The sequence below is a fragment of the Streptomyces sp. NPDC020731 genome (genome assembly GCF_044334705.1).
GTDB lineage: Bacteria > Actinomycetota > Actinomycetes > Streptomycetales > Streptomycetaceae > Streptomyces.
In genome coordinates, this window is the sequence record NZ_JBIRTN010000027.1 from 72,478 (window position 1) to 97,695 (window position 25,218).

Genomic DNA, 25,218 nt, shown 5'->3' on the forward strand with positions numbered 1-25,218 from the left:
TTTCGGAGTTTGCGGCGATACATGCGTGAGGTGTTGACGCCGTTCGTCGACTCCCTATCATTCAGATTGCTCGACACTTCGACGCACGTTCGATATGGCGAACACGTCGGGTCGTTCCATCGGGCAGCAGGACAACTCCCGTCACACCGCCTGAGCGCAGACCGCAAGGAGTCGTGCCGCATGCATATGTCATGGACCCGCCAATCCGTTGTCTCCACGCAGAGACGAATCCTCAGCCGCAGACATCCGTCCGCGGTGCTCGCCGCCGTGGTTGCGGCGCTGGCCGCGTTGGCGGCGATGCTCGTCGCCACCACCCCGGCTCAGGCGGCCTCCAGTGGCGCCTTGCGCGGTGTCGGTTCGAACCGGTGTCTCGACGTGCCGGGCGCCGACCAGACCAACGGTACGTACCTGCAGATCTACGACTGCTGGAACGGAACCAACCAGCAGTGGACGTTGACGGACGCCAACCAGCTGACCGTGTACGGCGACAAGTGCCTGGATGTTCCGGGCCACGCCACCACGGCCGGTACCCGGGTGCAGATCTGGAGCTGTTCCGGCGGTACGAACCAGCAGTGGCGGGTGAACTCCGACGGCACGGTCGTCGGAGTGGAGTCCGGGCTGTGCCTGGAGGCCACGGGCGCCGGTACGGCCAACGGCACGGCGGTGCAGCTGTGGACGTGCAACGGCGGCAGCAACCAGAAGTGGACCGGTCTGACCGGGACGCCGCCGACGGACGGCACGTGTTCCCTTCCGTCGACGTACCGGTGGACGTCCACGGGTGTGCTGGCGCAGCCGGCGAACGGGTGGGCCGCGGTGAAGGACTTCACCACCGTGACGCACAACGGCAGGCACCTGGTCTACGCGTCGAACGTGTCGGGATCGTCGTACGGCTCGATGATGTTCAGTCCCTTCACGAACTGGTCGGACATGGCGTCGGCCGGCCAGACCGGGATGAGCCAGGCCGCGGTGGCGCCCACGCTGTTCTACTTCGCGCCCAAGAACATCTGGGTGCTGGCGTACCAGTGGGGTTCGTGGCCCTTCATCTACCGCACGTCGAGCGATCCCACCAACCCCAACGGCTGGTCCTCTCCGCAGCCGTTGTTCACCGGGAGCATCTCCGGCTCCGACACCGGCCCGATCGACCAGACCCTGATCGCCGACGGCCAGAACATGTACCTGTTCTTCGCCGGTGACAACGGCAAGATCTACCGGGCGAGCATGCCGATCGGGAACTTCCCGGGCAACTTCGGCTCGTCGTACACGACCATCATGAGCGACACGAAGGCCAACCTCTTCGAGGGCGTACAGGTCTACAAGGTTCAGGGCCGGAACCAGTACCTCATGATCGTCGAGGCGATGGGCGCGAACGGGCGCTACTTCCGCTCCTTCACGGCCTCCAGCCTGAGCGGCTCGTGGACTCCCCAGGCCGCAAGCGAGAGCAACCCCTTCGCGGGGAAGGCCAACAGCGGGGCCACCTGGACCAACGACATCAGCCACGGTGACCTGGTCCGCAACAACCCCGACCAGACCATGACCATCGACCCCTGCAACCTGCAACTCCTCTACCAGGGCAAGGACCCCAACGCGGGCGGCGAGTACAACCGACTGCCGTGGCGGCCGGGCGTCCTCACCCTGCGGCGCTGACCGGCCGTCCTGGCACACGGCGGCCACGATGTGGCGCGGTCCGCCGACGTGGAGGAGCCCCGGCCGTCGCTCGGCCGGGGCTCCTCGGCGGGGCGTTGTCCGGTGCCGGCCGTGTCATCTCCGTACGGCGCGGACGAGCGCGTCCAGCGCTGTACGGTTGTGGCCCTCGGCGTCGGCCACCGGCCGGGAGGTTCCGGCGGGCCGGGGCGGCTCCGGGTTCGTCCCTGGGGCCGGAGCCGCCCCGGCCGTCACGGGCGGGTCAGTTGGCGTCCACCAGGTGGTGCGGGGGGACCGTCACCGTACGGGCGCCCTTCTCGCCGCCCAGGACGACCTCCCGCAGCGCGCTGTTGTTGCTGTGGTCGGTCTCCTTGAGCCGGTTCTCCGGGTTGGCGAGGACCTGGATGTAGTACGTGCCGTTCGGCAGGTCCGTGATGTCGAAGGACTGACCGGGCAGGTCCTGGGTGTAGGTGTCACCGGAGCCGACGTCGAGCACCTCGCGGACGGAGATGGAGTTCTCCTGGCCGCACGCGGTGGACAGGTCCGTGTTGCCCGGGTGCCAGTCGGCGTTCTTCACCGTGTAGTCGACGGCGTCGGTGTTGGCCAGGCAGAACGCCTCCTTGCCGCTGCGCACCGTCTCCTTCTGGTCGGCCGTCAGCAGCCGGTAGCTGGCGAAGTCCAGGAAGTGCCAGTGCTCGTGGCCGGGACGCGGGTCCCACTCCATGCCGCCGGTCGGGGTGTATCCGACCTGCTTGCCGTCGGCGTCGTAGAAGTACTGGTAGGCGTCCATCACCTCCTTGCCCGGGGAGCGGAAGCCGTCCACGACGAGCTTGGCCGGGCCCGCGTTCCACACGTTGGCGCTGAAGGCGAGGTAGTCCTTGCCGGGCACCTCCTCGTAGCCGTCGCTGACGGTGATGCCGAACGCGGGCAGCGAGCGCAGGTCGGGCTTCGGCACGTCGGGCACCGACGTCTTGCCGGCGGGCCGCTTCGCGTTGGGCCGGTCGCCCGGTGCCTGCCGCGAACCGTCGGTCTGCCCGGAACCGTCACCGACCTCGGCGGTGGTGAGGGCCTGCCGCCCCAGGGACTTCCTCTTCAGCGCCCACGGCAGGGCGGGCGGAGCCGACGGGTAGGGTCCGTGACCGGCGTTGTACGAGGGGCCGGCGCCGCTCGTCACGGCGCCGGGGGCCGGGATGCCAGCGGCGGTCCCGTGCTGCGCGTGGGCGCTGTGCTCAGCGTGGGCGTCGTGCTGCGCGTGGGCGCTGTGCTCAGCGTGGGCGTCGTGCTGCGCGTGGGCGCTGTGCCCGGAGGCGGTGGTCTTCGCCGGGCTGCGGGCGCCGGCACTCTCCTCGTCTTCCCAACTGCGCTCGCGGACGACCACCTTGACGGTCTGCGGCTTGTCGGCGATGCCGAAGAGATCACGGTACTTCTTGGCCACGTTGATCTCGGCGGTGTAGGTGCCGGCGGCCAGCTGGACCGGGTCGGTGTAGAACCCCGAGTAGGTGTTGGACGCCCAGCCGTTCTCGACGCCCCATACCGAGCCGAGGGTGAAGGGGTTCGTCGGACAGCTCTCCGGATACTTCGAGTTGGCGGGGGCGTCCGGACGGACCCGTCCGGAGGCGTTGTTGGGGCAGAACGCCTCGGTCTTCTCCAGCACCGTCGAGCCGGCCGCGTCGGTGAGGGTGATCTGGGTGAAGTCCGGCAGTCCGGCGAAGTCGTTCACGGCCCCGGCGGGGAGCGTCCTGGTCCGGGTCTTCTTCCCGTTCCGGAGGATCTGCTGGGCGACGACCGGGTCCTTGTAGGACTTGCGGGTCACCTTGAGCTCGAAGGCGCCGTTCTCGGAGGTGAGGTACGTCCCGAGGTCGAGATAAACGCCGGGATCTTCCTTCCACGAATCGAGCGTGACGGAGGCGGAGGCGGCGATCAGGCCGAGCTTCGGCGTCGGCTCCTCGGACTTCGCGTCCGGCGCGGCGGCGACGACGCCCGCGGTCACGGCGATGGCCGCGGCGACGGCGACGGAGGGGCGGGTCAGGCGGTGGGGGCGGTCCTGCTGGAGTCTGGTCATCGATCCTCGTGCTTCCGGCTTTCGAGTGCGTCATGGAACGTGGACGAGCAGCACGACCCCAACTTGCCTGTGGGACCGTGGTGTTCGGACCATGAGAGGCCACTGGACGCCATCCGGGTTGTCTCCGCCCACCCGGATGGCCCCAGTCTGTCCGAAAAACACTCACCGGCTGCCGGACTTGGCCCACGTCCATGCGGAGTCCACCCGGCTCGTCCCGCTCGGTGGGCAGACGGTGACGGTCGGACACGGCCGGCGCTTCGGGGCCTTCGGACATCACGATGTCCTTCACCGATGAGTTCAGGCCCGCGGGCCTTGTCCCGCTGCGCGACACGGATCTCCTTGACCGGGCCGTCGCGGAAGCACTCGGTCTGCGTGACCAGTCACCGGCCCGCCGCGGACGCCGTGGTCCGCCGGCTGCGTGACCGGCGCCTGCCGCCGGTGTTCGACGACTGCGAGTACTCGGTGGAACCCGTCGCCGCGCTGCTACTGGGCCGGCGTGCGCGCCACTCCACCTGGAACAGGGCCGAGAACATCCGGAACCTGGCGGGCGTGGCCAGGGATCCCGGTCGTCGAGGGGGACTTGCCCGCACTACTGTTCCGTGGCCGCGCGGCGGGAGCCGGCCGAGGCCATGCCGAGCCACGTGTGGGGGTTGCCTTCCCAGCACCAGCCGAGTTTGGGAGTGTGCCGGCTGATCCAGATCGCCGGGACGCGGCGGTCGCCGGAGCGTGAACCGCCGAGGGAGAAGCACTTGTTCTTGACCAGGATCTCGGGGAAGTGGGTGATCAACGCGATCCCCTCCTCGATGGTGAGCGGGCTTCGTCCCCTGGTGGCGACGGCGTCCATGGCGTCGCCGGGTACGGCGCCGCAGAACTCCTCTCCGCGCTCGACGTCGAGCAGCAGGTAGGCGCGCCGGCCGGGGAGGCCGGTCTCCTCGACGGCGACGAACCGCTCGAGGGCGCCGGGCTCGAAGGACCGGTCGACGAAGCCGGGCCCGGTCTTTCCGTGGAGGGTGGTGCGCGCCATCGTCTGCTCGATCGCGACGACTTCCCGGGTGACCACGAGCAGGAAGGGGACGTGTCCGGTGTCCGGCTTCCCTGTGCCGTGTCCGACGTCGGTGGCGAGGTCGCGCAGGGGCGCGACCAGGGCGGTGAACCGTTCCGGGGTCAGGCGGGCCATCGTCGGGTAGTCCCGTTCGATGAGGTTGTGCACTTGCCGGTCGAACTCGGCGCCGGGGTCGATGGCGGTGTGTGTCACGGGATCCTTTCGGGCGGTTCGGTTCAGAGATAGGGCTTGGTGATCATTTCGATGGCGTGGCCGGCGGGGTCGTTGAAGTAGACGCCGCGGCCGCCGTGTTCGGTGTTGGTCTCGCCGGGCCGCGTCATCTGAGGGTCGGCCCAGTGCTCGGTGCCGACTGCCCGGAGGCGGGCGTAGGCCCGGTCGAACAGGTCGTCGTCGACCAGGAACGCGTAGTGGTGCATCTGTATCCGGTCGACGCCGGGCAGCTCGGCGAACTGCAGCAGCACGCCTTCGTCGAGCTGGACGTTGGTGAACGGGCCCCACGACGGCGCCTCGGGGAGTTCGAACAGCTCGCGGAAGAACCGGGCCGACTCCTCGCGGTCCCGGGCGGGGACGATCGTGTGGTTGAACGTCACGGGCAAGGTCTTCTCCTGGGTCAGGGCAGCGGGTTCGGGGTGATACGGGCGAGGGCGCCGGTCTCCAGTGCCGTCCACAGGGCACCGTCGGGGCCGAGGGTGATGCCGTGCGGCTCCGAGCCGGACGTGGGCAGGTCGTGCACCTCGATCACGCCCTCGGTGGTGACGGAGCCGACGCGGTTGCCGCCCCACTCCGTGAACCACAGGGCGCCGTCGGCGCCCGGAGTGATGGCGTGCGGCCGGCCGGCGCGGTCGGACAGCGGGAACTCCCTGATCTCGCCCTCGACGGTGACGCGGCCGATGTGGCCGGCGGCGATCGCGACGTACCAGAGGGCGCCGTCGGGGCCGAGGGTGATGCCGACCGGTGCGGCGGCCGCGGTGGGCAGCGGGTGGACGGTGACCGTGCCGTCGGCGCCGATCCGGCCGATCGCGTCGGCCTGGTTCATGGTGAACCACATCCCGCCGTCCGGTCCCGCGGTGATCGCGGACGGGAACGCGCCGGTGACCGGGAGCGGGAACTCGGTGACCTCACCGCCGGTGGTGATGCGGCCGATGCGGTCGGCGGCGGTCTCGGTGAACCACAGCGCCCCGTCGGGCCCCGCCACGATGCCGAACGGCCCGCATTCGGCGGTGGGCAGCGGGAACTCCGTGACGGTGCCGTCGGTGGTGATCCGGCCGATGCGGTGTGCCCGGTACTCGGTGAACCACAGGGCGCCGTCCGGCCCGGTGGTGATGACCGTCGGCCCGCAGTCCGGGTCGAGCCGGTGGTCCTCCGGTCCGGCGCCGGGCACGAGCCGGCCGATCCGGCCGCTGTGGACCAGCGTGTACCACAGCGCGCCGTCCGGGCCGGTGGTGATGGCGTACGGTCCGCCGCCGCCCACGGGGTGTTCCTCGATCGACACGTCTGTCATGCGGTCTCCGGTCCGTGGTCGGCGGCGATGCGGGCGATACGGGCGATGTCGGCCGGGGTGCCGGCCATGATGGTGCGGGCGTGTTCGGTGACCACTTCGGCCGGCCAGTCCCACCAGGCGGCCCGCAGGAGCCGGTCGACGTCGGCGTCGTCGAACCGCTGCCGGATCGGGCGGGCCGGGTTGCCGCCGACGATCGTGTACGGCGGTACGTCCGCGGTGACGACCGCGCCGGCGGCGATGATCGCGCCGTCGCCGATGCGGACGCCGGGCATGACGGTGGACCGGTGGCCGAACCAGACGTCGTTGCCGACCACGGTGTCGCCCCGGCTGGGCATGCCGGTGACGATGTCGAGGGTCCGCTCGGCCCACTCGCCGCCGAACATGGTGAACGGGAAGGTGGACACGCCCATCGTCGGATGGTCGGCGCCCGCCATCAGGAACCGGGTGCCCGTGGCGATGGCGCAGTACCTGCCGATGATCAGCCGTTCCGGGCCGTAGGCGTAGAGCACGTTGTGCTGCTCGAAGCCGGTGGCGCCGTCCGGGTCGTCGTAGTAGGTGTACTCGCCCACGACGATCTTCGGTGAGTCGATCAGTGGTTTGAGGAACACCACCCGGTCATGGGCCGGCAGCGGGTGGAGGGTCATCGGATCAGGTGTCAACTTCCAGCTCCTGGTGAAGGTATGGCTGCGGGGACGGGGTCGAGGAAGCCGTATACGCGGCGCAGGCGGCCCTGCTCGGTGACCATGACGGCAAGCCCGACGATCACCGCGGGGCCGCCGGCCGGCGCCAGTTCCCAGGCGAGGCGTGCCACCTCGTGGTGGCCGTCGACCTTCCCGGCCGGCCGGTACACCAGGCCGGGGAACTGCCGCTGGGCCGTGGCCACCACGTCCTCGATGGCGTCGCGGCCCTCGGCCGCCACGATCGGATCGACGTAGCCGGCGTCGTCGGTCCAGAGCTCGTCGACGAGCGCCCGGCGTCTGGCCGGGTCGCGCTCGTTCCAGCTCGCCAGGTACCGCCTGACCAGCTCGTCGAAGCCGGACATGGTCGATCTCCCTCCGCCGCCGTGCTCTGTTCCACCACGCTACGGCCGGGGACCGGGAGCGGAATCCGTCACGCCCCGGCAGTCCGGTCCGGGATCTCCGGTCGGCTTAAGTACCCTCACCACGTGTTGCACGGACGGAGTGACGAGATATCAGTCATCGACCGGTTGCTGGCGGACTGCCGGACCGGTCGCAGCGGTTGCCTGCTCATCACCGGGGAGCCGGGCATGGGCAAGACCGCGCTGCTGGAGTACGCGGAGTCGGCGGCCGACGGGCTGCGGGTCATGCGCGGCACCGCCATCGAGTCCGAGGCACACCTGCCGTTCGCCGGCCTGCACCTGCTGCTGCGACCCGCCCTCGACCGGACCGACGCCCTCCCCGCACCGCAGGCGCGTGCCCTGCGCGGGGCCTTCGGCCTCGCCCCGGCCGAACCGGGCGACCGCATGCTCGTCGGCCTCGCCGTCCTCTCCCTCCTCGCCGAATTCGCCGCCGGCGGGCCCGTCCTGTGCCTCGTCGACGACGCGCAGTGGCTGGACCGGGCGTCGGCCGAGGCCCTGCTGTTCGCCGCGCGGCGGCTCGACGCCGAGGGCATCGCGCTGATCACCGCCGCCCGGACCGGCTTCGACGCCCCCGGACTCGCCCACATGCCGCTGACGGGGCTCGACGCGCCCGCCGCCGCCGGCCTCCTGGCCGAGCACGCCGCCACGCTGTCCCCCGCCAACCGGTACCGGGTACTGGCCGAAGCACAGGGCAACCCGCTCGCCCTCCTCGAACTGCCCCTCGCTCTCGTCGCCGGCCGGCCGGTCGCCGCCGGCCAGGCCCTGCCCATGACCGACACGGTCCAGGCGGCGTTCCTCGACCGGGTACGGCGGCTGCCCGAGCCGAGCAGGCACCTGTTGCTCGTCGCGGCCGCCGAGGACACCGGTGACCGCGACGTCGTCCTGCGCGCGGCCGCCCCGCTCGGCTGCCGCCCCACGGACCTGGTGCCCGCGGAGACGGAGGGGCTGCTCCGGGTGGACAACCACACCGTGCGCTTCCGCCACCCCCTCGTACGGTCGGCCGTCTACCAGGCGGCGCCGGTCAGCCTCCGCCTCGTGGTGCACACGGCCCTCGCCGAAGCCCTCCACCGGCCGGAAGACGCCGACCGGCGCGCCTGGCACCACGCCGTGGTGGCCACCGGCCCCGACGAGCAGGTGGCCGCGGAACTGGAGAGCACCGCCCGACGGGCCACCGAGCGAAGCGGACACGCCGCCGCGGCGGCGGCCTACGAACGGGCCGCGCAGCTCACGGAGTCCGGCACGGACCGGGCCCGCCGCCTCGTGCTGGCCGCGGAGGCGATCGCCGAGGAAGGTGACATCGACCGCATGGTGGAGCTCGCCCGGCGCGGCGCCGCGAGCACCGACGACCCGGACCTGACCGTTCGCGCCATCCGGGTCCGCGCCGCCGCGGCGTTCCACCACGGCCTGCTCCGCACGGCCCGCCGGCTGCTGACCGAGGCGGCCGAGCTGACCCGGGCCGGCGACCCGGCACCGGCCGCCCACATGATGCTCGACGCGGTGCACGCCGCCTGGTATCTCGGGGAGGACGAGATCGCGGACACCGCGGACCGGCTGGACGCCCTGCCGCTGCCGCCCGACGACCCGCTCACCCACGTGGCCCGCCTGCTGACCTGGGCGGTGCGGTCCGCGATCGGCCAGGGGGACCGGGACCCCGAAGCCCTCGCACGACGCGTCGCAGCCGCCGAACGGACCGGATTCGGCGGCCCGCACGACACGATCCTGGTCGGAGCCACCAGTCTTCAGGCCGCCGGCCAGGACACCGAGGCACACCGGGTGGCCGGCGAGCTCCTCGCCGAGTGCCGCGACCGTGGACGGATCGGCCGGACGCCGCCCGTGCTGGCGTGTGTCGCCCGGTCGTCGGCCTTCCTCGGCCGTCACACCGACGCCTGGGACGAGGCGACCGAAGCGCTGCACATCGCCCAGGAGCTCGGACACCGGCAGTGGACCGCCGAGATCAGCGGTGTGCTGGCCTACCTGGCCGCGGTGGGGGGCGACGAGCGGCGCTGCCACGCCTTCGCCGACGACGCGCTCGCCGCGCCGGAGCCCGGCGCGGTCCCGCCCGGCATGTCCTGGGCACACTGGGCGCTGGCCCTGCTCGACCTCGGCCACGCCCGGTGGGAGTCCGCCCGCACCCGCCTGGCCGCCCTGCACAGCGGACCGGTGAGCCATCAGCTTCCCGGCCTGCGCAGCATTCCCGACCTGATCGAGGCGGCGGTGCGGCTCGGCCGGCCGGACGCCGCCCGTGAGCCGCTCGCCCGGCTCACGGACTGGGCACACGACGCCGCGCAGCCGTGGATCGACGCGCACGTCCAGCGCTGCCGCGCGCTGCTCGCGCCGGAGGCGGACGCCGCGGAGCTGTACCGGGCCGCCTTGCGGCTGCACCCCGACGACCGGCAGTTCGAACGCGCGCGAACCGCCCTCCTCTACGGCGAGTGGCTGCGCCGCACGCGCCGCAAGTCCGAGGCCAGGACCCAACTCCGCGACGCCTTCGAGACCTTCCGCAGACTCGGCGCCACGCCCTGGGCGGAGCGGGCCCGTACCGAGCTCGACGCGACCGGCGAAGTCGTACCCGGGTCCGGGGTCGCGGACGGAACAGGAGCACTGTCCGTGCTCACCTCGCAGGAACGGAAGATCATCCGGCTGGCCGCACGCGGCCTGTCCAACCGGGACATCGCCGCACAGCTGTTCCTCAGCCCACGCACCGTCGGATACCACCTCTACAAGGCGTTCCCCAAACTCGGCGTCACCGCACGGACCGAACTCGCCGCCCTCGCACTCACCGATGCCGCACCATGACGCCACTTCGTGGCCCGGGCCGGCCTCGGGCCCGGCCGGACCACGCCCGTACCGCGCCGGGGCAGCGGACCTGCCGGGGTGGTCTCCCGGCGCCTGCGGCCCGGACGGCCGAACGCGTACCTCCGGGATCGGGGGCGGCGGTGACTGCCGGTGGGGGAAGTTTCATCGGGAAGTATCTGAACACCCGTTCCGGCACGTTCCGTCCGACTCCACGGAGAGGCGAATCCCATGTCCGCTGTTCTCACCGGCAGTCCGCTGGCCGGCCGCGTCGCGGTGGTCACCGGGGCCTCCAGCGGCATCGGCGAGGCCACTGCGGCACGACTCGCCCGTCCGGGTGCCGACGTGGCCCTCCTCGCACGCCGCAAGGACCGGCTCGACGCGCTCGCGGAACGCATCTCGGCCGACGGGGGGAAGGCCCTGCCCCTCAGGGTCGATGTCACCGACCGTGCCGCCGTCCTGGGCGCCGCCCCCCCCGTCACGTGAACCTGACGGAGATCACCGTTCTTCCCACGCAACAGGCCGTCTGACCCCGCCGCCCGAGGTCCCGCGAGACCGGGCGTGCGGCCGCGCCGTGACGGAGACGATCGCTCGCTTCAACCGGTCACAGGGCCGCTGAAGTCGTCGACCGCCTTACGCACGGAGGAAAGTGCGTCCACCACGGCGTTGTGCCGCCTCGCGCGCGACGCCCGGCCCGCCGGCACCAGCCGCGCGGCGGTTTGTACGGCGTAGGCGTCGGGGTCGCCGAACGCGGTCCGCGGGTGCTCCTTCGTATCCGAGCAGTGTGCAGTGACCTCCTTGACCGCCTGGAGCACGACTGCCCGGTCCACGCCCGGCTGCGTGGCCAGCCGCACCTGGAAACGGGCCATCCACTTTTCGCGGTCCTTCTCCCTCACCGCGTCCGTCGTCCGGTCCTTCTTCGCCACGTGCTCTCCCGGGTGATCGGTATCCGTCTTTCATGGTGTTGGACGTCCGGATGCCGGAGTGGGTTGCGGAAGCGAGAACTTGATATTCCGGATGGTGGCGGTGCTGACTCGGAGGTCGTCCCGACAGGCGGCCCCGGGAACGCGGCAGACACGTGCGTCACGTGACCGTTCCCGCCGCCGGCCGGGCCGTCGTCTCCATGAGGGAGACGGTGAACGGGTGGCCCGGCGCGGTCAGGACCTGCCGGGCCGGGCCCTGTTCGACGAGTTCGCCGGCGTCCAGGACGGCGACGCGGTGTGCCAGGGCGGCCGTGTCCAGGTCGTGGGTGATCAGGACCAGGGACAGGTCGCCGCGGCCCCGGACCAGCGCGGTGAGCACGTCGAGGATGCCCCGGCGGGTGAGCGTGTCGAGGCCGGAGGTGATCTCGTCGCAGACGAGGACACGGGGGCGGGCGAGCAGGGCGCGGGCGAGGGCGGCGCGCTGGAGTTCGCCGCCGGAGAGCCGGCCGGGGCGCCGGTGGGCCAGCTCCTCCGGGAGCCCGAGGCCGGCCAGGGTGGTCAGCGCCTCCCGGGTCGCCGTGTCCTCGTCGGTGCCGCGCAGGCGGACCGCGGTGCGGGCGACCTGCCGTACGACGGGGCGGTGTTCGTCGAAGGCGGCGTGCGCGTCCTGGAAGACGTACTGCACGGCCGCGAGCTGTGCCCGGCTGCGGTCGCGCAGGCTTCGCGGCAGCGGCGTGCCGTCCAGGAGGATCTCGCCGTCGTGGTCCCGGTGGAGGCCGGCGACGCAGCGGGCCAGGGTGGTCTTGCCGCTGCCGGACCGGCCGACGACGGCGAGCGACCGGCCCGGGTACAGGTCGAGTTCGGGGGCGCGCAGGACGACGGCCGTGCCGCGGGCACCGTCGCGGTGGCGGGCGGTCAGACCGCGCACCCGCAGGACGGGCTGCCCGGCGGTCGGGCCGTCCGCCTCCGGCGACTCCGTACGTTCGTCGAGCAGTTCGCGGGTCCATTCGTGCCGGGGTGAGAGCAGGACCCGCTGGGCCGGACCCGACTCGACGGCCTTGCCCGCCCGCAGGACCACCACCTCGTCGGCGAGTGCGCGCACCACGTCCAGGTCGTGGCTGAGCAGCACCACCGCGATGCCGCGGGCCGCGACTGCCGTGAGCTGCTCGACGATGCGGCTCTTGGTCAGGGCGTCCTGACCCGTGGTGGGTTCGTCGGCGACGACGACGCGCGCGCCGAGCAGCAGTGCCTGGGCGAGGACGACGCGTTGCTGCTGGCCGCCGGAGAGCTGGTGCGGGTAGCGCCGCAACAGGGCTTCCGCGTCCGGGAGCTGGGCCTCCGCCAGGGCATGCAGAACACGTTCGCGGACCGCCGCCCGGCGTTGCCGCACCGGCAGCCGGCGCACCTGGGCGCGGGCGATGTCGGTCAGCAGCGCGGAGACCCGGCGGGCGGGGTTGAGGGCCGCCGCCGGATGCTGGGGGACGTAGCCGACCAGGCCGTCGGCCTCCACCCGTACGTCGCCGGTGACCCGGGCGCCCGCCGGGTACTCGCCGAGCAGGGCGAGGCCGGTGGTGGTCTTGCCGCTGCCGGACGCGCCGATCAGCGCCGTGACCCGGCCGGGCAGGACCCGCAGGCTCACCCCGTCGACGATCGCCCGGCCGTCGACGACGACGCGCAGGTCGCGGAGCTCGGCGACGGCATCCCCGCCGGCAACCCCGCCGGTGTCCCCGCCGGCAACCCCGCCGGTGTCCCCGCCGGCAACCCCGCCGGTGTCCCCGCCGGCAACCCCGCCGGCAACCCCGCCGGTGTCCCCGCCGGCAACCCCGCCGGTGTCCTTCTCGTGCTTCACGGGCGTGCTTCCTTCTCTGTCCGGCGCGGGCCCCGGCGCGCGCCCCTGTCCAGCGCGGCGTCGAAGAGGAGGTTCGTCCCCGTCGTCAGCGCGACGATCAGCACGGCGGGGACGACCACGGCCCACGGCTGGACGAACAGGCCGGTGCGGTTGCGGTCGACCATGACCGCCCAGTCGGCGGCGTCGGGCGCCACCCCGACGCCGAGGAACGCGGCCGTGGCGACCAGGTAGAGCACACCGGTCAGCCGGGTGCCGGCGTCGGCGGCCAGGGTGCGCAGCATGGAGCGGCCGACATAGCCGACGGCCGTCCGCCACCACGTCTCGCCCTGCATGCGCAGCGCCTCGACCGCGGGCCGGGCGGCGGCCTCCGCGGCGGCGGCGCGCACCAGCCGGGCCGCGTCGGGCACGTTGGCCAGGGCGACCAGCAGGGCGAGGCCGACGGCGCCCGGCGAGAACACCGTGGCGGCCAGCAGGATCAGCAGCAGCGACGGGACGGCGAGCAGTACGTCCAGGGGCCGCATCAGCAGCTCCTCCAGCCACCGGTACCGGGTGAGCGCGCAGACCAGGCCGACCGGGAGGGCGACCAGGTAGGCGAGGGCGGTCGCGGCGAGCGCGGTCAGCACCACCGGCCGCCCGCCGTGCAGCACCTGCCGCCAGACGTCCCGGCCCACGAAGTCGGTGCCGAGCCAGTGGGCGTCGCCCAGCGTGAACGACGCGGCCCGCGGACCCGGTTCGCCCGCGAACACCGGGCCGAGCAGGGCGAGTACGAGCGGTACGGCGACGATCGTGAGGCCGAGTGCGAAGCGGCCCGTACGCGACGTCCTCACGCGGCCACCCCCGCCCGCGGCGCGAGCCGGTGGGCGACCAGGTCGGCGCCCAGGTTCAGTACGACGGTCAGGACACCGAACACCACCGCAAGCCCCTGGACGACGGGCACGTCGCGTTCGGCGACGGCGCCCAGCAGAACGGTGCCGAGTCCGGGGATCACGTACAGGGCCTCCACGACGATGACACCGCACAGCAGCCAGTCGACGGTGCGGGCGAGCTGCTGTGCGGCGGGCGCCAGCGCGTTGGGCAGCGCGTGGGTGTACCGGACCCGGGCGCCGGACACGCCGTAGCGGCGGGCCTGCGCCACGTACGGGGAGGCGAGCGCGTCGATCATGCCCGCGCGCACCAGCCGCACCAGCGAGCACACCGGCCGCGACAGCAGGACCAGCACGGGCAGGACCAGTGCGGCCGGGTGGGCGAGCAGGTCGGTGCCGTAGCCGACGGCGGTCGGCGGGAGCCAGCCGAGACGCAGGGCGAACACGGTCACCAGCAGCACACCGAGGGCGAACTCGGGGACGGCGTACACGGCGAGCGTCACGGAGCTGATCAGCCGGTCGGCCGGCCGGCCCGCGTGCCGGGCGGCCAGCACCCCGAGCCCGAACCCGGCCGGCACCAGCAGCACCACGGTCAGCGAGGCCAGCAGCAGGGTGGGGCCGAAGCCGTCGGCGAGGTACTGGCTCACCGGACGGCCGGAGACCAGGGAGGTGCCGAGGTCGCCGTGGAGCAGTCCCGTCGCCCAGTCGGCCAGCCGCTCCCACGCCGGCCGGTCCAGCCGCATGGCCTCCCGGATGGCCGCGATGCGTGCCGGGTCGGGCTGGTCCCCGGCGAGGGCGACCGCGGCGTCGCCCGGCAGCGCCTCGGTGAGCGCGAAGACCAGCAGCACCACGGCCACGGTCTGCGCGGCGCCGAGGAGCAGCCGCCGGGCGACGAAGGAGCGCAGTCCGCTCACACCAGCCACACCTTGTCGAAGCGGGCCCAGTCGAGGGTGTTGGCGGGCGCCTCCGTCTCGACGCCCTTCACGGTTCGGGCGGTGCCGATGATCCAGTCGGCGAATCCCCAGATGAGGAAGCCGCCTTCGCCGTACAGGCGGCGCTGCATGCGCTCGTAGACGGCGGCGCGTCCGGTCGTGTCGCGGGTGGACTGGGCCTGCTGGTACAGCGCGTCGAAGTCCTTGTGCCGCCACTTGGTGGCGTTGGTGGTGGAGTCGGTGAGCAGCCGCTGGGAGATGTGCGCCTCGATGGGCATGGCTCCGGAGCGGTAGCAGCACAGGGAGCCGTTGTCGAGGATGTCGCTCCAGTAGGAGTCCTTGCTGCCCATCCGCACCTCGACGGTGACCCCGGCCTTCTTCGCCTGGTCGCGGAAGATGCTGGCGGCCTCGGTGAACCCGGCGGCGACGGCGGAAGTGTCCAGGGTCACCTTCAGGTCCTCGGCGCCGGCCTGCTTCAGCAGGGCACGAGCCCTGTCGAGGTCCTGCTCGCGCTGGGGCAGACCGTCGGCGTAGTACTGGTAGCCCTTGCCGAACAGGTCGTTGCCGACCTCGCCCGCGCCGGACAACGCGCCGTCGACGAGTTCCTGGCGGTCGGCGATGAGGAAGAACGCCTGGCGCACCCGCTCGTCGTCGAAGGGCGGCCGGTCGGTCTTCATGCAGAACGCCTGCATGGCGCTGCCCCGCAGCCGTACGATCTCGATCTGCCCCTGGTCCTCGTGGGCGCGGGCGGTGGCCGGGTTGAGCTCGTGGGCGTACTCGACCTGCCCGCCGAGCAGCGCGTTGACCCGGGCCGACTCCTCGTTCGCCACGACGAACTCGATCTCGTCGAGGTGCGGGGCGCCCTCCCAGTAGGCGTCGTAGCGGCGGAGGACCGCCGAGCGGCCGGGCGTGAACGACACGAAGCGGAACGGGCCGGAGCCGACCGGCTTCTTGTCGAACCCGGTGGCGTTCTCGGGCACGATGTACGCGCCGAACGCGGCCAGGACGTTGGGGAATTCGGCCGTGGGCCGCTTGAGCACGAACTCGATCGCGCGTTCGCCGGTGGCGCGGCTGGCGTCGAGGTCGATGGGCTCCAGGGACGCCTTGGCGCGGAACGCCTGCTTCGGGTCGGCGATACGGCGGTAGCTGTAGAGGACGTCCTTCGCGGTGACGGGCCTGCCGTCGTGGAAGGTGGCCTCGCGCAGGGTGACCTGCCAGCGGTCCAGCGTCTTGTTCGACTCCCACTTCTCCGCGAGGCGGGGCACGGCGGAAAGGTCGGCGCCGTAGTCGGCGAGCTTGTCGAACAGGGCCTTGGCGCGGGCGACGTCGGCGAACAGGTTGGCGAGGTGCGGGTCGAGGGTCTCGCTCGCGCCACCTCCGGCGAACGCGGCGCGCAGCCGCCCGCCCTTCTTCGGCGAGCCGTCGCCCTTGCCCCCGTCGTCGTCGGAACCGGAGCCGCCGCCGCATCCGGCCAGGGTGAGCGCGCCGAGACCGGTCGCGGCGAGGAAGCCGCGGCGGCGCAGGGCCGGGAAGGGGAGACGGCGGGTCGAATCGTCGTGCATGGAGGATTCCTCAGGAGGTAGTCGTGCCAGTGGGCGGCTTGGTGAGACGGGCCACCACGTGCAGCCGGTCGGTGTCGGTGGTACGGCCGGGGAGCAGGCCCTCCCGCCAGGGCGGGTCGGTGCGCGGCCCCGGTCCGTCGTGGAGTTCCAGGACCTCGAAACCGTGCGCGGCCAGCAGGTGGCGCAGCTCCTGCGGGAACAGCAGCCGCCACGCGGACCGCTGCTCGACGGGTGCAGACCCGTCGTCGGCGGTCCATACGCGGCTGCGGCGCAGGAGTTGGTCCGTACGGTCCACCGTGAGGGAGGTGACGGACCGGTGGACGGTGCCCCGCCAGGTGAACTCGTCGGCCCTGGGCGTGTCGAGCAGGTCGGTGCGGCCGAGGAAGTACGCGCCGTTGCGCATCTCCGCGACGAGCAGGCCGCCCGGCACCAGGGCGCGACGGCAGGAGGACAGGAAACCGTCGAGCTGGTCGTTGGTGTGGCAGTACAGCAGGGCGCTGTCCAGGCACACCACGGCGTCGGACACCCCGTGCCCCAGGTCGAATCCGTGCAGGTCGGCACGGACGTACCCGGGTCCGGGATGGTGGTCGCGGGCGTGGGCGAGCATCGCCTCGGAGAGGTCCGCGCCGGTCACCTCGCGCCCCGCGTGGTGCAACCACGCGGCGTCGCGGCCGGTGCCGCAGCCCAGGTCCAGTACCCGCCGTCCGGCGCCGTGCCGCCGCAGGCAGTCCTCCGTCCAGCGTCCGGCCAGCCGGCCGGGGTCGGGGAAACGGGCCTCGTACAGCGCGGGGTTGTCGGTGAGCAGGTTGTCCGTCATGCCGGGGTCCTTCCTCGGGCGGGCGCGGGCGCGGGTGCGGGTGCGGCGGGCGCCGGCGGCGCGGGCAGCGACCCCAGCCGGTGCAGCCGGACGACGCCGAGCGCGGAGGCGAGCCCGGCCAGCGCGCAGCACGCCCACGGCAGCCACGCGGCGGCGCCGTGCCGTCCGGTGTCCATGGCCCAGCCCACGAGGGCGTTGCCGACCGCGGCTGCGACACCCGAGACGACGTAGAAGATCCCGAAGTGGGTGCCGGTCAGTCCGGGGCGGCCGAAGGCGGGGACCATGTCCATCACGAACGGCTGGGCGACCATCACCCCGAGGTGCAGCAGCAGGGCACCCGCCAGCACGGGCAGCACCCGCAGCGCCGCGTCGGCCGCACCGTCCGGACCGCCGGACGCCGTGGTGACCAGGGCGGGCGGCAGGAAGGCCAGCGCCATGAGGCCCAGCCCCGCCGCGACCCAACGGCCCTGGTCGCCGCGCCGCTTGAGCGCGCGGGTCAGGCGCAGCTGGAACATGAGGTGGGCGAGGGCGCCGACGAGGAGGACGAGACCGGCGGCGCCGTCCCAGCCGGTGGCCCGCCGGGCACCGTCGGGCAGCAGCAGGTACAGCTGGCTCTCCAGGGTGAACAGGCCGGCCATGGCCAGCGCGAAGGCCAGGAAGGCGCGGTTGCCGAGCACTTCCCGCCAGTCGGCGAGCACACCGCCCCCGCTCGGCTCGACCCGCCGGGCGGGCAGCACCAGGGCCTGCGCGACCGTCAGGACCGCGAAGATCCCGGCGGCGGTCAGGGCCGACGCACGGAAGTCCACGAGCAGCAGCGCGCTGCCCAGCAGCGGCCCGATCAGCGCGCCGGTGGTGGCGAACACGTTGAACAGGGCGAACGCCTCGGCCCTGCGTTCCTCGGCCTCCTGCGCGAGGTAGGCGCGGACGGCGGGGTTGAACAGCGCCCCCGCGAACCCGCTGAGGACGGACGCGGCGAGCAGGACGGCCAGGTGGTCGCCGAGCGCGAACAGTGCGAAGCCCACGGTGCGCAGGGCGCAGCCGGCGATGATGACGCCCCGTGCGCCGAGCCGGTCGGAGGCGGAGCCGCCGATGACGAACAGACCCTGCTGGCTGAGGTTCCTGACCCCGAGGACGACGCCGACGACGGCGGCCGACATGCCCAGGTTCTCGGTGAGGTGGGTGGCGAGGTAGGGGATGAGGAGGTAGAAGCCGGTGTTGACGCCGAGCTGGTTGACGAGCAGGAGCCGGACGGCGGGCGGGAAGCGGCGTATCTCATGCCAGGTCTTCACGGCGCCCCTCCCGCGGCTCGACGCCCAGTCCGGGCAGGCCGCTCGCCCGTACCCGGCCGTCCTCGCCGCCGATGCCGGTCCACGGGTCGTGGGCGAGCAGCAGATGCCCGTCCAGGTCGGCCCAGCGGGCCCGGTCGGCGAGGTGCACGGCGGGCGCGAGTCCCAGCGTGCTGGCGGCCAGGCAGCCCAGCATCAGCTGCGTGCCGCTGCCGTCGATCAGCTCCGCGATGCGCAGGGCCGCGTGCACCCCGCCGCACTTGGCGAGCTTGACGTTGACGCCGTGGACGCGCCCGGCCAGGCGGCGCACGTCCTCCAGGTCCACGGCGTCCTCGTCGGCGACGACCGGCAGCGGTGAACGCTCGGCCAGTGCCGCCAGGGCCTCCGGGTCACCGGGGGCGAGGGGCTGTTCGACGGCCTCGACGCCCAGTTCGGCGAACCGGGGCAGCAACGCCCGCGCCTGCCCCGTGGTCCAGGCGCCGTTGGGATCGAGGAGCAGCCGTGCGCGGGGCGCGGCGTCCCGGACGGCCCGTACGCGCTCGACGTCCTCCTCGGGATCGGCCGCTCCCGCCTTGACCTTGAGCACCTCGAAGCCGCTCGCCGCGAGGGAGCGGGCCTGCGCCGCCGCGTGTGCGGGGGACGTGATGCCGATGGTGCGGGCGGTGGCCGCGACGGGGGTCCGCGCGGCGCCCAGCAGCCGGTGGACGGGCCTGTCCGCGCGCTTGCCGACGAGGTCCAGCAGGGCCGCCTCGACGGCGGCGGTCACCGCCGGGGGAGCGTCGGCGGCGGCCGACCCGCGTACGCGCAGGGCCTCCAGGGCCGTCTCGGGGTCGGGGAAACGGGCCAGGTCGGCGCCCACGGCGGTGAAGTGGCGTACGAGACCCTCGGCGTCGAGCCGGTAGTAGACGCTGCTGACGGCCTCGCCGTGACCGGTCACGCCCTCGTGCCCGACACTCAGCCACACGGCGTCACGGGCGGACATCGTCGAGCGGGATATCCGCAGCGGCTCGGTGAGTTCGAGGCGCACGGTGCGCAGGACGGTCCTCACTGGTTCCCCTCCGGACGTGCGAGCGGGTCGGTGACGCGGGTGCACCGCGTCCAGCCGGTGGCCTCGGCCGCGTACGGATGCGTGATCTGCACGGGGCGGTCGGCCGCCGCGGCCGGGTCGACGCCGTGGGCGGTGGTGAAGTCGTCGTCGTAGACGGTGCCGAGGTAGCGGTGCGGCCCGTCGGGGAAGACGGTGGCGACGACCGCGCCGGGGTGGACGCGGGCCGCCCAGGCGGCGACGCGGGCGACCGCGCCGGTGCTCCAGCCGCCGCTGACGAAGCTGCCCCGGGCCAGCCGGCGGCAGCCGTCCACGGCCTCGGCGGGGCCGACCCAGTGCACCTCGTCGAAGGCGTCGTAGGCGACGTTGCGTGGATGGATGCTGCTGCCGAGGCCGCGCATCAGCCGGGGCCGGGCGGGCTGGCCGAAGATGGTGGAGCCGGTGGAGTCGACGCCGATCAGCCGCAGTGCGGGCCAGTGCCGGCGCAGCGGACCGATGACGCCGGCACTGTGCCCACCGGTGCCCACACTGCACACCAGGACGTCCAAGTGGTCTAGCTGGGCGGCGAGTTCGGCGGCCAGCGAAGCATAACCGGCCGTGTTGTCGGGGTTGTTGTACTGGTCGGGCCAGTAGGCGCCGGGCAGCACGGCGAGCAGTTCGCGCAGCCGGGCGAGGCGTGCGGCCTGCCAGCCGCCCTGGGGCGCGGGCCGGTCCACGATCTCCAGCCGCACCCCGTACGAGCGCAGCAACTGCCGCATGGACGGCTCCAGTTCACTGTCGCCGACCAGCACGACGGGATGGCCGAGGGCCTGTCCGGCGAAGGCGAGCCCGATGCCGAGGGTGCCGGAGGTGGACTCCACCACCGGTGCGCCGGGCCGCAGTTCACCGCGCTCCCGGGCGCCCATCAGCATCGACACGGCGGCCCGTGCCTTCATCCCGCCCGCGGCGAGCCCTTCGAGCTTGGCCCAGAAGCCGGGGTGCGGTCCGGGCAGGCCGGCGGTGATGCGGACGACGGGGGTGCGGCCGAGCAGGGTGAGCAGTTCCGGGCGGGCGGTGGGCCGTACGGCGGCGGTGGTCACCGGGCACCTCCCGGACGGTGGGCGCGGTAGCGGTGGACGGTGCCAGGACCGCCGTCCAGCCAGAAGAAGGGGTACGGCTCCGCGCACACCGCGCTCACCCCGTGCCCCAGGAAGCGGGGGAGCACGGCGCTGCCGGTCTGGGCGAACATCACCAGCCGCTTGTCCTCCCGCAGCGCGTGCTCCCGCAGCGGCTCGAAGGTCCCGTTGCCCAGCGTCATCCCGGACACGAGCAGCGCGTCGCACCGTCCGGCCGCGGCGAGGGCGTCGGTGACGACCGGCTCGTCCCACTCGGTGACCCCGCCCTTGAGATCACACGGCACATAGTTCAGGCCCCGTGAACGCAGGGCCTCCAAGAGGGAGTTGACCACGCCGACCACGAGCACCGTCGTCCCGGGCGGCAGATCGAGCAGTCCGGCCACGGCTCGCGCCCGGGCCCGGGACCTCTCCAGCGACGTCCCGGCGGGCAGGGTGACGGGCTCCGCCCCGTTGGCCGGGGTGTGCGGGGCGACGTGCATCAGGTACGCGTCGAGCGCGGCGATCCGCACCGGCCGCAGCGGATGTTCCAGCAGCCGGGCCACGTCCGCGCCGACGCAGTCCTCCACCGCGCTGTCGGGCAGCGCGCCGGGCTCGACCGCGCAACTGCCGACGGCCTCGGCAAGGCGCAGGCTGAGCACCTCGTTGCGGTAACCGGTGCCGCGCCCTTCGTGCCGTACGGCCTGCCGGGTCGTGAACGCCACCGAGATCCGCAGTCCGGCCGGATCCGGGCCGATTCCACCGCCGCGGACGAGGGTGAGGAGTTCGCCGTACGTCGCCGCGCGGGCGGGCGCCGGGGCGGCGGGGCTCACCGGATCACCATCCCGGACCGCACCTCGGCGAGCAGGGACTCGACCCGGACGCGGGCGCCGGTGCCGGCCGGGTCACCCGCCATCACGTGCCCCAGGTACTCGTTGTTGCTGCCCGCAGCCTTCACCTGCCGTCCCGGCTCGGCGAGCTGCACCTCGAGGACGTCCGGCGCGATGCGTACGGGACCGGCGTCCAGGGCTTCGAGCGTGCCCGCCGTCCCCGGCACGAGGAAGCCGATGGCGGCGCTGCGCAGTCCGGTGTCCGTGCGCCGCAGGTCGGGGGCGCGGCCCAGACAGACGTCCACGTAGGCCGCGGCGAGGTCGATGCCGGTGACATGCCGTATCAGCTCGGTGATGCGGTTCCCGGCGGGCCGCGGGTTGACCTCGACCACGCGCGGTCCGGCGGAGGTCAGCTTGATCTCGGTGTGCGCCACCACACCGTCCGTCAGCCCGAGCGCCTCGAGCGCGTCGAGCGCGGTCCGCTCGGCCGCCTCGGCGTCAGCGGACGGAAGGGCGGCGGGGAACATGTGACCGGTCTCGACGAAGGCGGGTGCCCCGCCGACGCTCTTGTCGGTCACCCCGATGACGTGGACCGCGCCCGCGTGCGACACCGTCTCGACGCTCACCTCCGGGCCGTCCAGGAGTTCCTCGAGCAGCACGACGGGTGCCCGCCGCTGCCCGCGCGCGTTGACCGGGAAGTCGGCCAGCGCCTTGACGGCGGCGGCGAGCTGCTCCTCGTCGTCGACCCGCCGTACGTACATGCCGGCGCACAGGTCGACGGGCTTGACCACCAGCGGGTAGCCGATCTCCCGTGCCGCCCGGGAGAGTTCGGCCCACTCCTCGTGCACCGCGAACCGCGGGCCGGGCACCCCGGCGTCGGCCAGGACCCGGCGGGTGGCGTCCTTGCGGCAGGCGTTCTCGACGGCCTCGGGAGCCGGTCCGGGCAACCCGAGCCGGGCGGCCGTCCGCGCCACCACCGGCAGGTAGTAGTCGCAGGAGGTGACCACCGCGTCGAAGCCGAACGCGGCGTGCAGCCGCTCCACTCGGGGCAGCAGGGACTCGGTGTCGTTGGTGTCCGCGGTGATCACGTTGCGCGCCCCGAGCAGCGGGTGCGCCACGCCCTCGGGCGCCGAGCGCAGGTAGTGGTGCAGGTCGCGGGTGAGGAACGTGAACTCGTGTCCGTTCTCCCGGATCGCCCGTGGCAGCAGCCTGCTCATCGATCCGACCCAGCTCTCGACCACCAGCAGATGAGCCACGGCTCCCCTTTTCGTGTCGTCGCGTACGGCACGGCCCTGACGTCAGGGCCGCGACGGGTCGACACGATATCGGTAATCATTTTCATTGTCAGGTACTGTGAGGACCCCGATACGGAAGGACCTCCCGATGAGTCGGACCGCACCCGCCGGTTACACCGTGCGTCCCGCGACGCCCGCGGACACCGACGGTGCCCGTGCCGTCATGCTCGACACGTTCTACAAGGAGTTCGGGTACGGCTACGTGCCCCGCTGGCACCGGGACGTCACGGACCTCAAGGGCACGTACCTGGACGACCCCCGGCACGTCCTGCTGGTGGCCGTCCACGACGGCGAGGTGGTCGCCACCACCGCCGTCCATTCCCGGGGCCCGGCCCACCCGCCCCACCCCCGCTGGCTGGCGGAACGCTACCCGTCCGGCACCACCGCCCAACTGGTCCGCGTCTACGTACGCCCGGAGCACCGACGCCGTGGCCTCGCGCGCACACTGGTCCACGCGGCCTGCGACTTCGTCGCGAACACGCCCGGCTACGAGTGCATCTACCTGCACACCAACGTGGACGTCGAGGGCGCGGAAGCCTTCTGGCGCGGCACGGCCAAGGAGATCTTCGACGCCCGCACCACCGGCGAACACGGCCCGGGGGTGGCCACGGTCCACTTCGAGATCCCGTTCTGACGGACGGACACCGAGGTGGGGCAGAGCGGTTGACGACCGGTCCGATGTCCCCCGCGACGAAGAGCGGACTGCCACGGCCGTGTTGCGCGCGATGCGGGAGTCCGCCCGGAGGCGCCGCCACTTCGTCGCTCCCTGCCGGAGGAACGGGATGTGGAGGTCGTTGTACGTGGTGATGCCCTTGATGATGACCACGGTCGCGATCGCCGGCTTCGGCAACGGGAAGATGGTCTTCCGGTGGATGGTGAAGGCGTTGGCGCCGTCGAACCGGGCCGCCTCGTCCGGCGACGTGGGAATGCCCCCTGATGAACTGCAGGAAAATGTAGACCGACGAGAACAGCCGGTCCTGTGTCGTCCGCGGCGGCTCCGCCGACTTCTGAGGTCCTGACCGGCACCGGCTCCGGGACGGAGGCCGGTGCCGCCACGGCTCACAGGTGCCGTCGGCGCCGCCTGAGGCGTCGGACGGCGCCCCGTGGCGGGCCGGACCTTGAGTTCGTCGGTTGCCGCCAGGGGCGGCGGATATGTACATCTGCTACATTTGTGACATGAGCGAACCGGTAGTCGAGTCCATGGCCGATGTCCGCAGCCACCTCGCCGATGTCATCGACCGCGCCAGCCGGGAGGAGACCCCGACGATCATCACCCGGCGCGGCAAGCAGGAAGCCGTCGTGATCGACATCCAGGAATACCAGCGCCTGCGACGGATCGCCGAGGATGCCGAAGAGGCATGGCTCAACCGGCTGGCCGACGAGGCCGAGTCCGAAGGCACGGAAGGCTCGGTCTCGCTCGAAGAGATGGCCGCCCTTCTCCGCGCCGATCAGGGCTGACCTCCATGGGGTACGTCACGCGCTTCACGCCGCACGCACAGCGGAGCATGCTCAAGATCCCGCGCCCGGATGCCCTGCGGATCCTGTACCGCCTCACTGAGTTGCAGAAGGCACTGGATTTGGGCGACACCGCGGCGTTCGACATCAAGGCGCTGCAGAGCCACAGCGCCCGGTGGCGGCTGAGAGTCGGCGATTACCGCGTCGTCTACACCGTCGAGGGCGGTCGATTGATCGTGTGGGTGCTTGCTGTCGGCAATCGCCGCGATGTCTATCGGCAGGTTCCCTGACGCGCGATGCCGGATCCGGCCGTACCGGCTGGATCAACTGCCGAGGTGGCAGGCCGAGGCGTGGGACGCCGCCTCGGTGGCGGCCGTGTGCGGGGCCGCCGCGTGGAGGGCGGTGAGCAGGCGGGCGTGGTCGCCGGACGTGGCCGGAGCGCAGGTGGCGTGGTCGGGCGGCAGCAGTTGGGTCAGGTCCGTGTGCAGCGTGATCAGTGCCTCGTTGTGGGAGGCGGCCACCAGCGCCCGGTGGAAGGCGGCGTCGGCGCCCAGTAGTTCGTCCAGGCGCCGCAGGTCCTCCTCCGTACGGCGCAGGGCGGCCAGCCTCGCCGCGGCCACCTCCAGGGCGTCGCGTACGTCGATGAGATCACCCTGTCCGACGACGGTGAAACGGCGCCGCATCACCCCCTCCAGTTCGCTGGTCGCCACCACATAGGTGCCCGAACCGTGGCGGATGTCCAGGAGGCCGTTGTGGGCGAGCGCCCGCACTGCCTCCCGGACGGTGTTGCGGGCCACCCCGAGCTGGCGGACCAGTTCCGGTTCGGTCGGGATGCGGGAGCCCACCGGCCATGTCCCCGAGGTGATCTGCTGACGCAGCCGGGCGACCACCTGGTCGAACAGTCCGACGGGGCGGGGCACCGGACGCAGCATCGCCTACCGGTCCTTCGCGCCGGCGACGGTCCAGGTGTCGCCGCCGGTGAGGAGTGCGGCGAGGTCGCCCTTGCCGTGCTGTTGGACGGCGGTGTCGAGCTGGTCGGTCATGAGGGTGTCGTAGACGGGCCGGTCGACGGAGCGCAGGACGCCGATGGGGGTGTTGTGCAGGGTGTCGG

The 25,218-nt window shown here is 72.7% G+C and carries 23 protein-coding genes and 3 pseudogenes; 6 read left to right on the top strand and 20 right to left on the bottom strand.

All coding sequences use genetic code 11. The features are described 5' to 3' along the window. Positions 1–186 precede the first annotated feature (186 nt). Positions 187–1,644 (top strand): non-reducing end alpha-L-arabinofuranosidase family hydrolase, encoded by a 1,458-nt coding sequence (locus ACH4VX_RS32655; protein ID WP_398372628.1) that lies wholly within the window; start codon positions 187–189, stop codon positions 1,642–1,644. Between the two features lie 259 nt (positions 1,645–1,903). Here the strand turns inward: ACH4VX_RS32655 and ACH4VX_RS32660 are convergent, their stop codons facing one another. The 6 genes from ACH4VX_RS32660 to ACH4VX_RS32685 all read right to left on the bottom strand — a co-directional run bounded on the left by ACH4VX_RS32660 (position 1,904) and on the right by ACH4VX_RS32685 (position 7,309). Then, positions 1,904–3,703: a lysyl oxidase family protein gene (locus ACH4VX_RS32660; protein ID WP_398372587.1), complete on the bottom strand. Its 1,800-nt coding sequence runs from the start codon at positions 3,701–3,703 to the stop codon at positions 1,904–1,906. Positions 3,704–4,292: 589 nt separating this feature from the next. After that, complete coding sequence (locus tag ACH4VX_RS32665) at positions 4,293–4,958, bottom strand: DUF5701 family protein (RefSeq protein WP_398372589.1); 666 nt, start codon at positions 4,956–4,958, stop codon at positions 4,293–4,295. Positions 4,959–4,981: 23 nt separating this feature from the next. Continuing rightward, a complete protein-coding gene (locus ACH4VX_RS32670; RefSeq protein WP_398372591.1) occupies positions 4,982–5,362 on the bottom strand; it encodes a VOC family protein in 381 nt (126 codons plus the stop codon). A gap of 14 nt (positions 5,363–5,376) precedes the next feature. After that, positions 5,377–6,267 (bottom strand): virginiamycin B lyase, encoded by an 891-nt coding sequence (locus tag ACH4VX_RS32675; RefSeq protein WP_398372593.1) that lies wholly within the window; start codon positions 6,265–6,267, stop codon positions 5,377–5,379. Next, on the bottom strand, positions 6,264–6,911 hold the full coding sequence (locus ACH4VX_RS32680) for a CatB-related O-acetyltransferase (protein WP_398372595.1): 648 nt from the start codon (positions 6,909–6,911) through the stop codon (positions 6,264–6,266). Before ACH4VX_RS32680 ends, ACH4VX_RS32675 begins: the two co-directional genes overlap by 4 nt. Positions 6,912–6,922: 11 nt before the next feature. After that, positions 6,923–7,309 carry a nuclear transport factor 2 family protein gene (locus ACH4VX_RS32685; RefSeq protein ID WP_398372597.1) on the bottom strand — a complete coding sequence of 129 codons (387 nt, stop codon included), beginning with the start codon at positions 7,307–7,309 and terminating at the stop codon, positions 6,923–6,925. A 123-nt stretch (positions 7,310–7,432) separates the two neighbouring features. Between ACH4VX_RS32685 and ACH4VX_RS32690 the strand changes: the two genes are divergently transcribed. Together ACH4VX_RS32690 and ACH4VX_RS32695 are read left to right on the top strand one after the other, a co-directional pair. Beyond that, positions 7,433–10,162 carry an AAA family ATPase gene (locus tag ACH4VX_RS32690; RefSeq protein ID WP_398372599.1) on the top strand — a complete coding sequence of 910 codons (2,730 nt, stop codon included), beginning with the start codon at positions 7,433–7,435 and terminating at the stop codon, positions 10,160–10,162. A gap of 228 nt (positions 10,163–10,390) precedes the next feature. Then, positions 10,391–10,639, top strand: a pseudogene (locus tag ACH4VX_RS32695) (SDR family NAD(P)-dependent oxidoreductase); the annotation flags it as partial. Positions 10,640–10,755: 116 nt separating this feature from the next. Here ACH4VX_RS32695 and ACH4VX_RS32700 read toward each other — a convergent pair. From ACH4VX_RS32700 to ACH4VX_RS32750, 11 genes are all read right to left on the bottom strand, one after another. Continuing rightward, on the bottom strand, positions 10,756–11,085 hold the full coding sequence (locus ACH4VX_RS32700; protein ID WP_398372600.1) for a hypothetical protein: 330 nt from the start codon (positions 11,083–11,085) through the stop codon (positions 10,756–10,758). Between the two features lie 157 nt (positions 11,086–11,242). Beyond that, positions 11,243–12,760 carry an ABC transporter ATP-binding protein gene (locus ACH4VX_RS32705; protein WP_398372630.1) on the bottom strand — a complete coding sequence of 506 codons (1,518 nt, stop codon included), beginning with the start codon at positions 12,758–12,760 and terminating at the stop codon, positions 11,243–11,245. 167 nt (positions 12,761–12,927) lie between these two features. Beyond that, positions 12,928–13,758 (bottom strand): ABC transporter permease, encoded by an 831-nt coding sequence (locus tag ACH4VX_RS32710; protein WP_398372602.1) that lies wholly within the window; start codon positions 13,756–13,758, stop codon positions 12,928–12,930. Continuing rightward, positions 13,755–14,708 carry an ABC transporter permease gene (locus ACH4VX_RS32715; protein ID WP_398372604.1) on the bottom strand — a complete coding sequence of 318 codons (954 nt, stop codon included), beginning with the start codon at positions 14,706–14,708 and terminating at the stop codon, positions 13,755–13,757. The genes ACH4VX_RS32710 and ACH4VX_RS32715 overlap by 4 nt, the downstream gene beginning before the upstream one ends. Then, on the bottom strand, positions 14,705–16,288 hold the full coding sequence (locus ACH4VX_RS32720; RefSeq protein ID WP_398372606.1) for an ABC transporter substrate-binding protein: 1,584 nt from the start codon (positions 16,286–16,288) through the stop codon (positions 14,705–14,707). Before ACH4VX_RS32720 ends, ACH4VX_RS32715 begins: the two co-directional genes overlap by 4 nt. Before the next feature lie 10 nt (positions 16,289–16,298). Continuing rightward, positions 16,299–17,105, bottom strand: coding sequence for a class I SAM-dependent methyltransferase (locus ACH4VX_RS32725; protein ID WP_398372608.1), 807 nt, complete (start codon positions 17,103–17,105; stop codon positions 16,299–16,301). Then, positions 17,102–18,394: an MFS transporter gene (locus ACH4VX_RS32730; RefSeq protein ID WP_398372610.1), complete on the bottom strand. Its 1,293-nt coding sequence runs from the start codon at positions 18,392–18,394 to the stop codon at positions 17,102–17,104. The genes ACH4VX_RS32725 and ACH4VX_RS32730 overlap by 4 nt, the downstream gene beginning before the upstream one ends. Then, the gene (locus tag ACH4VX_RS32735) at positions 18,378–19,439 is read right to left on the bottom strand and encodes a mandelate racemase/muconate lactonizing enzyme family protein (protein WP_398372611.1); all 1,062 of its coding nucleotides are present in this window, start codon (positions 19,437–19,439) and stop codon (positions 18,378–18,380) included. Before ACH4VX_RS32735 ends, ACH4VX_RS32730 begins: the two co-directional genes overlap by 17 nt. Then, positions 19,436–20,515 (bottom strand): PLP-dependent cysteine synthase family protein, encoded by a 1,080-nt coding sequence (locus tag ACH4VX_RS32740; RefSeq protein ID WP_398372613.1) that lies wholly within the window; start codon positions 20,513–20,515, stop codon positions 19,436–19,438. The genes ACH4VX_RS32735 and ACH4VX_RS32740 overlap by 4 nt, the downstream gene beginning before the upstream one ends. After that, on the bottom strand, positions 20,512–21,360 hold the full coding sequence (locus tag ACH4VX_RS32745; protein ID WP_398372615.1) for a Rossmann-like domain-containing protein: 849 nt from the start codon (positions 21,358–21,360) through the stop codon (positions 20,512–20,514). The genes ACH4VX_RS32740 and ACH4VX_RS32745 overlap by 4 nt, the downstream gene beginning before the upstream one ends. Next, positions 21,357–22,613, bottom strand: a complete 1,257-nt coding sequence (locus tag ACH4VX_RS32750) for an ATP-grasp domain-containing protein (protein WP_398372617.1) — start codon at positions 22,611–22,613, stop codon at positions 21,357–21,359. Before ACH4VX_RS32750 ends, ACH4VX_RS32745 begins: the two co-directional genes overlap by 4 nt. A gap of 127 nt (positions 22,614–22,740) precedes the next feature. Here ACH4VX_RS32750 and ACH4VX_RS32755 point away from each other — a divergent pair, with 127 nt between their 5' ends. Further along, on the top strand, positions 22,741–23,286 hold the full coding sequence (locus tag ACH4VX_RS32755) for a GNAT family N-acetyltransferase (RefSeq protein ID WP_398372618.1): 546 nt from the start codon (positions 22,741–22,743) through the stop codon (positions 23,284–23,286). A 138-nt stretch (positions 23,287–23,424) separates the two neighbouring features. On the opposite strand, the pseudogene ACH4VX_RS32760 reads toward ACH4VX_RS32755, so the two are convergent. After that, positions 23,425–23,614, bottom strand: a pseudogene (locus ACH4VX_RS32760) (ABC transporter permease subunit); the annotation flags it as partial. Positions 23,615–23,828: 214 nt separating this feature from the next. On the opposite strand from ACH4VX_RS32760, the gene ACH4VX_RS32765 reads away from it, so the two are divergent. After that, entirely contained in the window at positions 23,829–24,110 is a 282-nt protein-coding gene (locus tag ACH4VX_RS32765; protein ID WP_398372620.1) for a type II toxin-antitoxin system Phd/YefM family antitoxin, read from the top strand. Between the two features lie 5 nt (positions 24,111–24,115). Beyond that, positions 24,116–24,397 carry a type II toxin-antitoxin system RelE/ParE family toxin gene (locus tag ACH4VX_RS32770; protein WP_398372622.1) on the top strand — a complete coding sequence of 94 codons (282 nt, stop codon included), beginning with the start codon at positions 24,116–24,118 and terminating at the stop codon, positions 24,395–24,397. Between the two features lie 33 nt (positions 24,398–24,430). On the opposite strand, the gene ACH4VX_RS32775 is transcribed toward ACH4VX_RS32770, so the two are convergent. Both ACH4VX_RS32775 and ACH4VX_RS32780 read right to left on the bottom strand, forming a co-directional pair. Then, positions 24,431–25,039, bottom strand: a complete 609-nt coding sequence (locus ACH4VX_RS32775; RefSeq protein WP_398372623.1) for a FadR/GntR family transcriptional regulator — start codon at positions 25,037–25,039, stop codon at positions 24,431–24,433. Positions 25,040–25,042: 3 nt separating this feature from the next. Continuing rightward, positions 25,043–25,218 (bottom strand): annotated as a pseudogene (locus ACH4VX_RS32780) (2-oxoacid:ferredoxin oxidoreductase subunit beta); the annotation flags it as partial.

What these genes read in the sequence shown, in the direction of transcription:
- ACH4VX_RS32655 (WP_398372628.1), top strand. Translation starts at nt 187, where the DNA reads ATGTCATGGACCCGCCAATCCGTTGTCTCCACGCAGAGACGAATCCTC.
- ACH4VX_RS32660 (WP_398372587.1), bottom strand. Translation starts at nt 3,703, where the DNA reads ATGACCAGACTCCAGCAGGACCGCCCCCACCGCCTGACCCGCCCCTCC.
- ACH4VX_RS32675 (WP_398372593.1), bottom strand. Translation starts at nt 6,267, where the DNA reads ATGACAGACGTGTCGATCGAGGAACACCCCGTGGGCGGCGGCGGACCG.
- ACH4VX_RS32680 (WP_398372595.1), bottom strand. Translation starts at nt 6,911, where the DNA reads ATGACCCTCCACCCGCTGCCGGCCCATGACCGGGTGGTGTTCCTCAAA.
- ACH4VX_RS32685 (WP_398372597.1), bottom strand. Translation starts at nt 7,309, where the DNA reads ATGTCCGGCTTCGACGAGCTGGTCAGGCGGTACCTGGCGAGCTGGAAC.
- ACH4VX_RS32720 (WP_398372606.1), bottom strand. Translation starts at nt 16,288, where the DNA reads ATGCACGACGATTCGACCCGCCGTCTCCCCTTCCCGGCCCTGCGCCGC.
- ACH4VX_RS32725 (WP_398372608.1), bottom strand. Translation starts at nt 17,105, where the DNA reads ATGACGGACAACCTGCTCACCGACAACCCCGCGCTGTACGAGGCCCGT.
- ACH4VX_RS32755 (WP_398372618.1), top strand. Translation starts at nt 22,741, where the DNA reads ATGAGTCGGACCGCACCCGCCGGTTACACCGTGCGTCCCGCGACGCCC.
- ACH4VX_RS32765 (WP_398372620.1), top strand. Translation starts at nt 23,829, where the DNA reads ATGAGCGAACCGGTAGTCGAGTCCATGGCCGATGTCCGCAGCCACCTC.
- ACH4VX_RS32770 (WP_398372622.1), top strand. Translation starts at nt 24,116, where the DNA reads ATGGGGTACGTCACGCGCTTCACGCCGCACGCACAGCGGAGCATGCTC.
- ACH4VX_RS32775 (WP_398372623.1), bottom strand. Translation starts at nt 25,039, where the DNA reads ATGCTGCGTCCGGTGCCCCGCCCCGTCGGACTGTTCGACCAGGTGGTC.